This is a genomic window from Exiguobacterium sp. s125, assembly GCF_018618605.1.
GTDB lineage: Bacteria > Bacillota > Bacilli > Exiguobacteriales > Exiguobacteriaceae > Exiguobacterium_A > Exiguobacterium_A oxidotolerans.
In genome coordinates this window covers 17,598-30,423 of record NZ_JACSMI010000003.1, presented here as the reverse complement: position 1 = coordinate 30,423, position 12,826 = coordinate 17,598, and the positions used below count along the sequence as shown (strand labels likewise).

At 47.7% G+C, this 12,826-nt stretch carries 11 protein-coding genes; 3 read left to right on the top strand and 8 right to left on the bottom strand.

Features of this window, described 5'->3' with window-relative positions; translation table 11 throughout:
• Window positions 1-4 precede the first annotated feature (4 nt).
• From KNQ05_RS09850 to KNQ05_RS09820, 7 genes are all read right to left on the bottom strand, one after another.
• Window positions 5-745 (bottom strand): hypothetical protein, encoded by a 741-nt coding sequence (locus tag KNQ05_RS09850; RefSeq protein WP_214805268.1) that lies wholly within the window; start codon window positions 743-745, stop codon window positions 5-7.
• Window positions 742-1,473, bottom strand: a complete 732-nt coding sequence (locus KNQ05_RS09845; protein ID WP_088838097.1) for a glycosyltransferase family 2 protein — start codon at window positions 1,471-1,473, stop codon at window positions 742-744. The genes KNQ05_RS09850 and KNQ05_RS09845 overlap by 4 nt, the downstream gene beginning before the upstream one ends.
• The gene (locus KNQ05_RS09840; protein WP_088838095.1) at window positions 1,470-2,903 is read right to left on the bottom strand and encodes an alkaline phosphatase family protein; all 1,434 of its coding nucleotides are present in this window, start codon (window positions 2,901-2,903) and stop codon (window positions 1,470-1,472) included. Before KNQ05_RS09840 ends, KNQ05_RS09845 begins: the two co-directional genes overlap by 4 nt.
• A complete protein-coding gene (locus KNQ05_RS09835; RefSeq protein WP_214805266.1) occupies window positions 2,900-3,763 on the bottom strand; it encodes a lysylphosphatidylglycerol synthase domain-containing protein in 864 nt (287 codons plus the stop codon). Before KNQ05_RS09835 ends, KNQ05_RS09840 begins: the two co-directional genes overlap by 4 nt.
• A complete protein-coding gene (locus KNQ05_RS09830) occupies window positions 3,742-4,662 on the bottom strand; it encodes an NAD-dependent epimerase/dehydratase family protein (protein ID WP_088838092.1) in 921 nt (306 codons plus the stop codon). Before KNQ05_RS09830 ends, KNQ05_RS09835 begins: the two co-directional genes overlap by 22 nt.
• 24 nt (window positions 4,663-4,686) lie before the next feature.
• The gene (locus KNQ05_RS09825) at window positions 4,687-5,871 is read right to left on the bottom strand and encodes a hypothetical protein (RefSeq protein ID WP_214805264.1); all 1,185 of its coding nucleotides are present in this window, start codon (window positions 5,869-5,871) and stop codon (window positions 4,687-4,689) included.
• 154 nt (window positions 5,872-6,025) lie between these two features.
• Entirely contained in the window at window positions 6,026-6,559 is a 534-nt protein-coding gene (locus KNQ05_RS09820) for a type III secretion system chaperone family protein (RefSeq protein WP_088838088.1), read from the bottom strand.
• A 205-nt stretch (window positions 6,560-6,764) separates the two neighbouring features.
• Here KNQ05_RS09820 and KNQ05_RS09815 point away from each other — a divergent pair, with 205 nt between their 5' ends.
• From KNQ05_RS09815 to KNQ05_RS09805, 3 genes are all read left to right on the top strand, one after another.
• A complete protein-coding gene (locus KNQ05_RS09815) occupies window positions 6,765-9,221 on the top strand; it encodes a CoA-disulfide reductase (RefSeq protein ID WP_214805262.1) in 2,457 nt (818 codons plus the stop codon).
• 582 nt (window positions 9,222-9,803) lie between these two features.
• On the top strand, window positions 9,804-11,249 hold the full coding sequence (locus KNQ05_RS09810) for an alanine/glycine:cation symporter family protein (protein WP_088838085.1): 1,446 nt from the start codon (window positions 9,804-9,806) through the stop codon (window positions 11,247-11,249).
• Between the two features lie 168 nt (window positions 11,250-11,417).
• A complete protein-coding gene (locus tag KNQ05_RS09805; protein ID WP_088838083.1) occupies window positions 11,418-11,879 on the top strand; it encodes a hypothetical protein in 462 nt (153 codons plus the stop codon).
• 57 nt (window positions 11,880-11,936) lie between these two features.
• On the opposite strand, the gene KNQ05_RS09800 is transcribed toward KNQ05_RS09805, so the two are convergent.
• Window positions 11,937-12,749, bottom strand: coding sequence for an aldo/keto reductase (locus KNQ05_RS09800; protein ID WP_088838082.1), 813 nt, complete (start codon window positions 12,747-12,749; stop codon window positions 11,937-11,939).
• Between the last annotated feature and the right edge of the window lie 77 nt (window positions 12,750-12,826).

Here is a 12,826-nt window from a genome sequence, read left to right as displayed (position 1 = left end):
CTAATCAGTGATGTTGACGTTTCTTTTTTCGTTGACCGATGATGACGATGACGATTAGAACGATGACAAGACCAATCGCAATCGTTTTCCAAATCTCATCTGTTCCGAAGGATTGTCCGAAAATCGAATCCTCTTCTTCAAATAAACCGGTTTTTTCTTCTCCGGGTAAAACGAATAGTGGTGTAATTGTATCTTCGATTAATGCAATGTTTTGATCAAATGTTTCTTTATCACTCGTTTTTTTCCCGACTCCGAACAGTCCGGGGTTCCCGAGCGCAGTAAGTGCATCGTCAAACGCAGTATACAATGCATCGGACGTTTTTGCATCTGTGCTTTCTTTGACATAAGGAGCAAGTACATCATATGTGCCGCGTGCTTTCGCAAGTAACAGCTTCGCCTGTCCGAAGTCTTCGAACTGCTCATCCGCAAAATGAAGACGACGTTCGATGTTTTGACGTAAGGCAACGCGATACGCCTGTTTGGCATTCTCTGCGTCTTCTTCCGCTAACGCAGCATCAATTTTTTCCTTCGCTTCAGGGAAGTAAAGTTTAAATTCTTTATCATACGCGTCAATCGTTTCCTTCGCAAGTGCATAATCTTTTTGATCGAGCTGTTCCTCAAATTGTTTGTAAGCTTCCGCAAAAGCTTCTTTGCCCGGGTCACCATAGCTGTAAGCAAACGCCGATAAAGGAGTCGCGAGGAGACAGAAGAAAACAACGACCGGAAGGACTAAACGTTTTATCATCCGAGATGCTCCTTTCGTTCAAAACGTTCTTCAATCGGTAGTGCAACGATTGGTCGACGCCACTCTTTGTAAATGGCAGGGACCACACGTTGAATATAGTTCAAGCGGATAAAAGATTTTCCTGATTCACGTACCCGGTAACGAATCGGTACTTCTTTCAGACGGAATCCTTTACGGACGAGATTCAACGTCAAGACTTGCGCGTAGTTGTAATCGTGGATGATTTCCGCGTGTTTGCAAGCAGCGCGTGAGAAAGCACGCATCCCGCTTTGTCCGTCATGAATTTTTCGTTTCAGTAAAACACATTGAAGCCACGTAAAGACGTGATTCCCAATATAGCGATAGAGGCGCATTCCGTCAATCGTCCCGAGGAATCGTGATCCGAAGACATAATCCGCATCGTTCGCTAAGATCGGTCGAACGACGTCCGGAATTTGATCGGCCGGGTACTCGTTGTCCGCATCAATCATCACGGCGACGGTCGCATCATGGTCATAAGCGCGATACAATCCTTCGCGGACCGCAGCGCCAAGACCACGATTTTGTTCGAACCGGTAGACTTGAGCACCGTTCAGGGTTGCGACGGTCGATGTAGCATCGGTCGATCCATCATCGATGACAATCGTTTCGACGGGGATTCCGTCAATCTCATCCGGGATTCGTTTTAAGACGAGTGGGAGAGAGGTTTCTTCATTGTGAGCCGGAAGGAAGACGACGATTTTCTTCATGAGCGTTCCTCCTTAAAAGCTTCCGTCAACAATACGCCACGACTGTCGTGCGGGATATCGGCACCAAGCAACTTCGTAATCGTTGGTCCAAGCGACAGGATATGCCGGTGTGTATCGACCTTGCGACCAGCATGAATGTGTTTGCCATACATCCAAAATGGGACGAAACGTTCTCCTTCGTCGAGGTGACCATGCCCGCCGATCCCGTCGGCTTGACCATGATCGGCCATGACGATCAGTGTCGCATCGTCTAACTTACCGAGACGATCGAGTTCTTCACAAAACTCTGCGAGTAGCGCATCGGCTTCCTCGATTTTTTGAATATATTCCGAGTAGAGCGTCCCGCGACTATGACCGGTTTGATCCGTTCCGATTAATTGGATTGCAAGCAAATCCGGATCTTCTTCGTGAACGATTTGCTTGGCCCGTTCGATGATGTTGCGGTCGGCGACATCATTATGCATGACGGCTGTCACGGTACTGACGTCGGTCGAACCGAACGCATCGACGAGGTGGGCAATCCCGAGAATCTTGCCGGATTTATTGACGGCACGCAACCGGTCGAAGACGGTATCCGTTTTGACACCGGTCGTATTCCAGACCATGTTGGAATGAATTCCGTGATCTTCCGGACGTGCTCCCGTGAACATCGAGCTGAAGCAGACGACTGTCCGGGCCGGGTAGACGGTTTCCATATTCGTATATTCCGTTCCTTCTTGACGCAATCGCTCGAGAAACGGAGTGTTCGCAGCCATGTATCGGTCTTTTCGCATCCCGTCGACAATCAAGACGTAGACTTTGTCTGAAGTCGGCAAGCTGACGTCTTTTGTCGGCTCAGTCGGAAGTTTCGGTTTCCAGTCGAAGAGATAATGGTGGAGAATCCAAGCAAATAGTAACAATCCGGCAGGGAACAAGACGTACGACCAGTCAAAGGTCGGATTGATTGACGCTGTTTGCCAGTAGGCAAGTAAGAGTGCGACTTTCGGTAGTTGTTCTTGCGCGTTACCACTCGTCGAGTCACTGTTCTTGAGGACGAGTTTCCAAAAACGCGTGAAGTTGAGCCAGTCCGTTCCAATCCGTAAATGGTAATAAATCGTTCCCCAGAAGAAAATCGTGAAGAAGAAATAAAGACCTGCTCCGTAAGCGAATAGGGGCAGGAGCCGTGTATCCGTTCCTTCAAGGAATAACCAGACGATGACGGGCATCCATAAATAATTACGAAGGAACAGCGGGAAATCAAATTTCCAGTACAGTACGAATAAAGGCAACGTCACTAAAAATCCGAAGCCGGCACCGCTCAGTGTCTGTTGGAACAAAAGGCAGTAGCTGAGGAAGACACCGATTGTAAAAATCGGGGTGAATGGTTTTCCTTCATTCAACAGATTCCACATACGGGCTGCGACTTTTTCAAAACGTGAAGCACTTTTCATGAAGATCCTCCTTTCTGTTGATTCTTGAATTGGCGAAACAGTAATGTGACACTACGGTGATGTCTGACCAAAAAATACAAAGGTGCGATGAAGGCGAACGCATATTTGAACGTGTGCGTCATCAAGGCAAGTTCATAAGGATGGTCGACGCCTGCCGTCTGTAGAACCGTTCCCATGGCGAGCTCATACGTGCCGAGACCACCGGGGGTGAATTGAGCAATTCCGGACAAGACACCGGCACTCATCGCGATTAAGACGAGGGGGAAGGGAAGGACAGCGTTCACGCCTAAGAATAAGCAGTAAACGGCGCCCGCTTCCAAACACCAAGCGAGTGTGCCATACCCGATTAATGCGTACATCGTCCGTAAAAAAGGGCGGACGACGACTAAGGCGAGTACACCGAGCACAATCGCGATACCTGCAGGAAGAGCTGTTTTCGTCGCGAGCAAGCCGAGCGAGACGAAGAATCCGAGGACGACCAAATCAATGCCGCGCTGTGCGACAAGGATTGCCGTTGTCCGTTTTAAGGGACTAGCGATGGCACGTGCCGTCAGCAGGCGAACACCTTCGCCGAGTTTGACGGGTGACAAGTGATTGACGGCAAGGCCGAGATAGAGGCTCGTCAAATAGATTGGCAAGGGTGCCTGCCGCTGATCAGCCACGCGCCAGGCGACAGCGCGGACATAAAAAGCACCTGCATACAACAAGCTTGCGAGTAGCGTCCAGTAAGAGCGTGAAAGGGTGCGCAAGTAATCATAGAGGACAGGTAACTCGAGCACGAACCGAATTAATAAAAAAACAACCGCAAGCGTCAAGAGGACGCTTGCGGTTGTACGGATTACATGCGCCCGAGATGCCATGTAATCATCCGCTCGAGTCCTTCATTCAAGGTAACGGAGGGCGTGTAGTCGAATGCTTGTCGTGCAGCTTCCGTATTACTCCATGTCATCGAGACATCTCCTTCTCTTTGCTCGGTGAACGTTACCGGAACACCGTATCGCTCACTGAGGGACCTGGCAATCGTTCGGACCGACTCCGGTCGATTCGCCCCTAAATTATAAGTCCCGATTGCGCGCGCTTGAAGTGCTTGTTCCATCCCGCGTGTAATGTCATCGATGTACGTGAAGTCGCGTACCGGGTCACCGAACACGACAAGTTCTTGACCACGAAGCGCTTGTTCGATGAAGCGGTAAAGAGCCATATCCGGGCGCCCGGATGGTCCGTAGACCGTAAAGAAGCGGAAGATCGTAACCTGTAATCCATATAGGTTTTGATAGGCATTACAGAACGTCTCGGCACTATACTTTGCCGCGGCGTATGGACTGACGACTTGACCGGTCGCCTGCTGTTCGCTCAACGCACCTGTCTGCTCCCCGTAAACCGAAGAAGAAGAGGCAAACAAGACTTGCTGAATCTGATGTTGTTTTGCCGCTTCAAGGACGGTCACCGTCATATCGATATCTTCTTTGATGTAGCGATGCGGCTCACGTAAAGATCCGGGAACGCCAGGTAAAGCAGCAAGATGGAACAGGGCATCGAATTGACCGGATGAACACCAGGCATCGAGTCCGACGTGGACATCTGCTTCACAGATGTTTACGCCAAGTCGTGTCAGCTCCGCTGCCCGTTCGCGTTTCAAGTCGCTTGCATAATAATCGGTGAAGGCATCGATGATCGATACGGTATGACCACTAGTACGCAAACGAGTTGCAAGTGCAGCACCGATGAAGCCAGCGCCACCCGTAATTCCGATGTTCAAAGGAAGTTCCTCCAATCGTCTTGCTTAGTTGAACGTATCGAGCGCATCGACGATTTTTTTGCTCACCGTTTCCGCTTCTGCGTCATTTTTTTCGATGAGATCGTACCATGTGTTAGCGTCAGCAAGAACAGCGTCTGCCTCTTCTTTACCGAGACGATTTTCGAGGGTCGGCTTCATCGCGATGACGAACATGTTTGCTTCCATCGCTTCGACACGTGCTGTATCGACATCTTTCGCTTCGAGTGCTTCCATTGCTTCTTCATGATAACCGACGACTTTCTTCGTCAATGCTTTGGCGAAGAGTCCTTCGATCTCTTCATAAGAGACGTCTGCTGGTTTTGTTTTTGAGAAGTCGTATTGTTCTTTTAGTTTTGCAACGGCGGCTTCATCGCCACCGGCAAGTGACTCTTCGATTGCGAGTAAGAATCCGTAGCCTTCTGCTTGTTCCATTTGTAACTCTTGTTCGTCGGCACCGGATTTAGCGCCATCCTCGATTTTTTGTGCATAACCGAGTGCTGCGAGATAGAATGAACGGTAAATCGACTTATCCGTCAACTGTTTTGCGACTTTAAAGTCAGCGACGTTTTCAGCCGAGATGGCGTCTTCTTGTGCTGCGAGACCGGACGTGATCGCTTGTGCGATGGCTTCTTCGTTTTTGAAGTCATAACTCGCATCGCGCTTTTCGGCTGTCGGGATGAAGACAGTTTCCGCCATGTTTTTGATATTTCCTAACGTCGCCATGGCGTCATCCGTTTTTCCGGCCGCGACTGCTTCTTCTGCTGTTGCTTGCATTGATTTTTGGAGTTTATAGAAGTAAGACTGAAGTCCTTTATCGACAAGCTGACGGGCAATGTTCTCATCCAAATCCTTTGATTCGACGCCTGCGAGGGCAGAAGTGACGACTTGTTCGATTTCAGGAGCGGCAGTTGCGACGCCACCTTTTAACTTCGATTCATAACTCGTCTGGACCATCTTCCAATCGATGGCTTGTCCTTCTTTCGCTTTATCGAGTTCTGTCTTGATTGAGCTGAAGAGTGTCAATTCGTCCGTTAATGTCGTTGCGGCGATTCCGGCATTCGTGTTTTTATCAGACGTTTGCTCCGTTTTGTCTTCTTTTGGAGCTGTCGTTGTTTCTTTTTCATCCGTTCCGCAAGCTGCGAGTAATCCGGCTACCATAAAGAGTGACGCTACTTTAAATCGTTTTTTCATCTGTCTCATTCCCCCAGGAAAAATAAAATTATCTACAAAATGATGTCGTTTTCACAATTCTCACTATAACGAGAATAATTCTCATTGTCAATTGAACTTAAAACAAAAAAATGGCTCCAGAGAAATCTCCGGAGCCATTTTTTTTAAATATAAATTATTGAATTTGGTCATACAATTTCGTTAAATACGCGTACACTTCGTCAGAGGCTTGGAACATCATGACCGAGTGGCCGAAGATGGCAGCCGGGTTGAAGCCGTGATCTAAGTCGATTGTTGAAGCAATCGTTACGTCGCGATCGCTATCGAGGACGACGCGGAAGTACTTGAACTCTTGGTTGAAGTCATTGATTGCGTTTAAGATAGGAAGATCTTCGACACCGTCTGGAACGTGCGTAACGGTACGAGCGAATAACTCAACGTCCGTCGTCGTTTTACTGAAGACGATCATCATCATCGGCTCAGCGCCAGCTGGTGTTTTTTCTTGTGTCATAAAGAAGACGTGTGTTTCATTTTCACGTGCTTCCATTGGAATGCCTTTTTCGACTAAGAACGCTTGGAATGCTTCCAAGTGTTGTTGTTGAACTTCCGTTACCCCGTTTTCGTTTGTTCCTTCTTGATTACGTTCTGGGTGAAGCGGTGTGACCTTGTTGTCCTCATTCGTTTCGTTCGAGTTACGGTCCTGGTCCATTTTAAATCCCCCTTATAGATACTGTAATCTCAGTTTCAAGCATTTTAAGAGGAATTGCAACTAATGTCCGTTATCATTTAAAGAAGAAACAGTTTGAAAATAAGACAAGTATGTGAAATGTAGAGCAAACTACTTGAAACCACATACCTTAATGGGTATATTGTAAAGCATAGAGAGTACGATTCGATTTAGGAGGAAAACAGACATGAAAACAATCATTGTTGGTGGAGTAGCAGGTGGAGCGACCGCTGCAGCACGATTACGCCGGTTGGATGAAACGGCGGAAATCATTTTGTTAGAACGTGGAAAAGAGATTTCGTTCGCGAACTGTGGATTACCGTACTATATCGGGGATGTCATCAAAGACCGGAACAAGCTACTCGTCCAAACACCTGAGGGGATGCATGCCCGGTTTAACTTGGATGTTCGGAATCTGTCGGAAGCGATTCAAATCAATCGTGAACAAAAAACGGTCACAATCCGTAAAGTCGATACAGGTGAAGAATATGAGGAGTCATATGACAACTTAATTCTTTCACCAGGAGCAAAACCGATGCGTCCATCAATTCCTGGTATCGAAGAAGCGACGAACATCTTTACGTTACGTAACATTCCGGATACGGACCGGATGCGTCAATATGTCGATGAGAACCGTCCCGCACGTGCCGTCGTCATCGGTGGGGGGTTCATTGGACTCGAAATGGCAGAAAACTTGGTCGAACGTGGTGCGAAAGTCACATTGGTTGAAATGATGGATCAAGTCATGGCACCGGTCGATCCGGAAATGGCAGCCATCGTCCATGAACATCTACGCGCAAAAGGGGTCGAGTTGATTTTATCGGATGGTGTCGCCCGCTTTGAAGAGGCAGGGAGACGTGTTGTCTTGACGAGCGGCAAGACGATTGAAACGGAAATGAACATCTTGTCGATTGGTGTCATGCCGGAAAGTAACCTTGTGGCGGAAGCAAAACTTGAGTTGGGAATCAAGAATACAATCAAAGTCGATGACACGTTACGGACATCTGATCCATCGATCTTTGCGATTGGTGACGCCATCGAAGTGAAAGATTACGTGACAGGAGAGGCGATGCATGTTCCACTCGCGTGGCCGGCGAATCGTCAAGGGCGTCTCGTTGCAGACATCATCGCCGGACGCGACGTCAAATATACAGGTGCGCTCGGTACAGCCGTCGCAAAAGTATTCGATATGACGGTCGCTTCGACCGGAAATAACGAAAAACGGTTGAAACAGTCTGGTCGCCGCTATGAAGCGGTTCATCTCCATCCGGGTTCGCACGCCGGTTATTATCCGGGTGCCAGTCCAATCTCAATGAAACTCTTGTTTGATCCGATTGACGGAACGATTTACGGCGCGCAAGCGATTGGGATGACGGGTGTCGAAAAACGGATTGATGTCTTAGCGACGGCAATCAAAGGTGGATTAACGGTCCTCGACTTGCCAGACCTTGAATTATCATACGCACCACCGTATAGCTCGGCGAAAGATCCCGTCAACATGGCAGGATACATCGCTTCGAATATCGTGTTAGGGGACAGCGAAAACGTCCATTGGCATGAAATTGATCAAATCGTCGCAGCCGGCGGATTGTTACTCGATGTCCGTGAACCGTCTGAAAATGAACTCGGTTCGATTCCGGGCTCGGTCAATATCTCATTACCGACGCTTCGCACGTCACTCGACGAGCTACCGAAGGATCAGCCGATCTACGTGACATGCCAAGTCGGATTACGGGGATATGTCGCGAGTCAGCTCCTTAAACAAAACGGCTTTGAGGTGAAGAACTTGAGCGGCGGATATAAAACATGGGCGACGGTCAATCGCGATCAAGAAGCGCGAAACCAAGCACGGGAGGAAACAGCAGTGACGACGATTAAAAGTGAGCCGAAACAAGCCGTGAAAGCAGAGCAAATCACGCTGCTCGATACATGTGGATTACAGTGCCCGGGACCAATCGTTGAATTAAAAACAAAGATTGATCAACTGCAGGACGGAGACCAAGTCTTCATTAAAGCATCGGATCCTGGTTTCTTACCGGACGTCCAGGCATGGGCAACAAAGCTCGGACATACCGTCCATACGGCAGAAATGAATCAGGGAATTGTCGAAGTTTTACTTGAAAAAGGGCAAGGACAAACGGAGCAACACGTGACAACGGCACCTGTCGCAAAAGCAGATGACGCGACGATGGTCGTCTTCAGTGGTGATCTTGATAAAGCACTTGCGTCATTCGTCATCGCACAAGGTGCACAAGCGATGGGCAAACAAGTCACGATGTTCTTCACGTTCTGGGGACTGAATGTCATTCGTAAGCCGGATGCACCAGCCGTCGACAAAGCACCGATGGAACGCATGATGGGGATGATGATGCCGAAACATGCCGGTGATCTTCCATTATCCAACATGAACATGGCAGGCGCCGGTCAAAAAATGATGAAAAAAGTCATGAAGGACAAACAAGTCGATGCGCTAGAGACGATGATGGCAAAAGCGCAAGCAGCAGGCGTCCGGATGATTGCGTGTACGATGTCGATGGACATCATGGGGATTAAAAAAGAAGAATTGTTAGATGATATCGATTATGGTGGGGTCGCAAGTTATCTTGGTGCGACAGACGATGCCAACTTAAATCTATTCATCTAAAGAATCGAAAAGAGCCCTTCCGCGAAAAGTGGAGGGGCTCTAAGTGTTTGTCTAAAGATGGAGGGGGTGACTAATTCAGATGAACATCCATCCTTGTGACGGACGTTTCCGCCATCCTCACTTTCCTTGGGCGGAAGGTAAGCCGCGGCAGCCCGCATTTCATGCGGTCATGCCGGGTCTTACCTCTTCCTGACGGAAACGCGAATCACGTTTCCTTTTCCCATAGGAGTTGAGGATAAACGTTTCCGTCCTCCGTTAATCGAATGGCCGATGATTCCACTTCCACGGAATCATCGGCCATTTCGATGTAAATGCTTCTTTTTCACGATGGCTTAGTGTGTATTTGGGACACGCATGAAAAAGTCCTGATTCCGTTTAATTGGTAGCCGTCCCTCCTTTTGAGTGAGGCCGTTCTTTTTTGTTCACAAACGAAAAACCTCACATCTAATGTGAGGAAATGGATGGAAATGCCTCGTAATCAGAAGTTGACTGATACAACTGTATTTGATTTTTCAAAAAAACTTTCGTATTATAGAACACATGTGAAGAAATGTTACATAAGAGAGAAGTGGGGGAGCCTGTATGGAGAAACAACTGATGGATATCGTAACGAATATTAGTGATGTATTATGGTCGAGCGTCCTGATCATCTTACTTGTTGGCTTAGGCATTTATTTTACGATTCGCATGGGATTCGTCCAATTCCGGATGTTACCTGAAATGTTACGGTTACTGTTCCAGGGAACAGATAAAGGAAAGGATGGCGTCTCACCATTCCAAGCGTTCGCGATCAGTACGGCTGCACGTGTCGGGACCGGGAACATTGCCGGTGTTGCGACAGCCATCGCACTAGGTGGACCCGGTGCCGTCTTTTGGATGTGGCTGATTGCCTTGATCGGTTCAGCGTCAGCATTCGTCGAAAGTACACTTGCTCAAATTTATAAAGTCCGTGATGAGAAGGCATGGCGTGGGGGCCCTGCCTACTACATGGAAAAAGCGCTTGGCCAACGGTGGCTCGGAATCGTCTTCAGTATCTTGATTACAATCTCGTTCGGGTTTGTCTTTAACTCGGTTCAATCGAATACGATTTCATTGTCACTTCAAAGTCAGTATGGCATCGATAAGATGTGGATCACGATTGCACTCGTTTTATTAACATCACTCGTGATTTTCGGTGGAGTACGTAGTATTGCAACGGTCTCTGCATTCCTTGTTCCGATCATGGCGGGCGGATACATTTTAATCGCCCTCTTCATTATGATTACGAATCTTGAATTGTTGCCGAACGTCTTCGGCTTGATTTTCCAAGAGGGACTTTTAGAGTTCAAGACGCTTGCTGGCGGAGCAATTGGTGCTGCAGTTCTTAACGGAATTCGTCGTGGTCTGTTCTCGAATGAAGCCGGTATGGGTTCTGCTCCGAATGCTGCTGCGACGGCTGAAGTGTCACACCCCGTCAAGCAAGGTTTGATTCAATCATTCGGTGTATTTGTTGATACGTTACTCATTTGTTCGTCAACAGCGATGATCATCCTCGTCAGTGATGTCGCGACGAAAGACGCGAACGGAAAAGCAGTTGCCGGGATCGAACTCGCGCAAAACGCACTCTCGACTCAGGTCGGAGTGTTTGCGACGACGTTCATGGCACTTGCGATCTTCTTGTTCGCATTTAGTTCAATCATCGGAAACTATTATTACGGTGAATCGAACATCAGCTTCATTAATGACAATAAAACACTGATGATGGCTTACCGTGTCATCGTACTCGGGATGATTGTCTTCGGTTCAGTCGTACAGACGGCAGGTCTTGTCTGGGCGCTTGCTGATATTTTCATGGGCTTGATGGCAGTCGTCAACTTGTATGCGATTTTCCGCTTATCTAAAATCGCGAAACTCGCACTTGATGATTACCTCGAACAACGAAAATCCGGAAAAGATCCGCGTTTTTATGCGAATTCGATTCCGAACTTACCAGGTAAAGAATCTCTTGAGGCGTGGGAAACGGACGAATCAAAAGAAAAAGCGATTTAATCAAAAAGAACCGGCATTTTGCTGGTTCTTTTTGCATGTAGACAACGTGCTATCAGAAGGTGAGAGCGTTTTTTTTCGTTGCTTTTTAGTACGCAGATTCTAAAAAAATTACTAAAGCATCGAAAAAATGGGAATAGCTATTAAAGAAACGAAGAAAGGAGAGGGAGGATGGAAAACGTACATTACGTTCGTGTCGCGGATGCCGTTTGGGATTCGTTTGGTGACGACCCGCATATCATCATGGACTGGATTCTTTTTATCCATGAGACGCAGCCGGATTATGAACAGCTATTTGCTCTGGAAGACACGGCAGCCCTCTATCACTTGATGAATCAAATCGATATCTATATCGATCAAGAGACCCATTACAACTTAGGTCGAGCGATTGTCGGTGAAGAGTTGATTGTCAACGAAACACAAGCAGCAATTGTCGGGATTCTCCCTCTTCCGTTAATCATCATCTCAGCAGAAGTCATGCGAAATTTTGATCGTCGGTCACTTGAGACGATTTATGATGAAGCGGGGCAACATGGAGAATTCGACGACGTGTGGGAACAGTTTGCTGATTTACGCGCATACTTCAGCAAGGCTGAAACGACAGAAGAGACGATTCTTATTTATTACGCTTAAAAAAAGACTGCTACGGGATAGGTCCCGTCAGCAGTCTTTCGTGTATCGGTCAGTGGATTAAAAGTCAATTTCGTCAGGGTCCGGTCCGAGGCGGACTTCTGTCGCGAGACGATCGATTTGTTCGAGGTCGTCTGCATCGAGTTGGAAATCAAACACATCGAAGTTTTCAGCAATCCGTTCTGGTGTGACTGATTTCGGAAGCGCAACGATTCCGTTATCGAGGTGCCAACGTAGAACGACTTGTGATGGGCTCTTACCATGTTTTTCAGCAATCTCTTTGAAATCATTGATTTCAAGGAACTTACCTTGCATGAGTGGGCTCCATGCTTCGACTTGAATGCTGTGATCTTGCAAGTACTCATGCAATTCATGCTGTGGAAGTTGTGGATGAAGCTCGACTTGGTTGATCATCGGCGTCATGAGTCCTTCTTCAGCAAGTGTATCGAGATGATGTTCTTTAAAGTTCGATACACCAATCGCCTTGATTTTACCTGCTTCGTAAAGTTCGACCATGGCTTTCCATGCTTCGACATAACCTTCGACCGGCCAGTGAATGAGATAAAGATCGAGATAATCGGTTTCTAGTCGCTCAAGTGACTCAGCGAAAGCCTCTTTCGTCCGTCCGGCACGAATGTCATCGTTCCAAACTTTAGACGTCAAGAAGAGTTCTTCACGTTTCACGCCGCTTTCTTTGATTCCTTTTGCGACACCACGTTCGTTTTTGTAGACGGCAGCCGTATCGATATGACGGTAACCGACGCGAAGTGCTTCTGCGACGGCAGCCGGTGCTTCCGTCTCTTCATCGACTTGCCAGACACCGAACCCGATCTGTGGAATCGTGATACCATTTGAAAGTTTTGCGTATTGCATGTATATACTCCTCCTTCAATGAAACTAGAATATGGATTTGCCTGTTCAGTTTAGCATGAACTTAGCGGAACATCTGT

What these genes read in the sequence shown, in the direction of transcription:
- KNQ05_RS09850 (WP_214805268.1), bottom strand. Translation starts at nt 745, where the DNA reads ATGATAAAACGTTTAGTCCTTCCGGTCGTTGTTTTCTTCTGTCTCCTC.
- KNQ05_RS09845 (WP_088838097.1), bottom strand. Translation starts at nt 1,473, where the DNA reads ATGAAGAAAATCGTCGTCTTCCTTCCGGCTCACAATGAAGAAACCTCT.
- KNQ05_RS09840 (WP_088838095.1), bottom strand. Translation starts at nt 2,903, where the DNA reads ATGAAAAGTGCTTCACGTTTTGAAAAAGTCGCAGCCCGTATGTGGAAT.
- KNQ05_RS09835 (WP_214805266.1), bottom strand. Translation starts at nt 3,763, where the DNA reads ATGGCATCTCGGGCGCATGTAATCCGTACAACCGCAAGCGTCCTCTTG.
- KNQ05_RS09825 (WP_214805264.1), bottom strand. Translation starts at nt 5,871, where the DNA reads ATGAAAAAACGATTTAAAGTAGCGTCACTCTTTATGGTAGCCGGATTA.
- KNQ05_RS09820 (WP_088838088.1), bottom strand. Translation starts at nt 6,559, where the DNA reads ATGGACCAGGACCGTAACTCGAACGAAACGAATGAGGACAACAAGGTC.
- KNQ05_RS09815 (WP_214805262.1), top strand. Translation starts at nt 6,765, where the DNA reads ATGAAAACAATCATTGTTGGTGGAGTAGCAGGTGGAGCGACCGCTGCA.
- KNQ05_RS09810 (WP_088838085.1), top strand. Translation starts at nt 9,804, where the DNA reads ATGGAGAAACAACTGATGGATATCGTAACGAATATTAGTGATGTATTA.
- KNQ05_RS09805 (WP_088838083.1), top strand. Translation starts at nt 11,418, where the DNA reads ATGGAAAACGTACATTACGTTCGTGTCGCGGATGCCGTTTGGGATTCG.
- KNQ05_RS09800 (WP_088838082.1), bottom strand. Translation starts at nt 12,749, where the DNA reads ATGCAATACGCAAAACTTTCAAATGGTATCACGATTCCACAGATCGGG.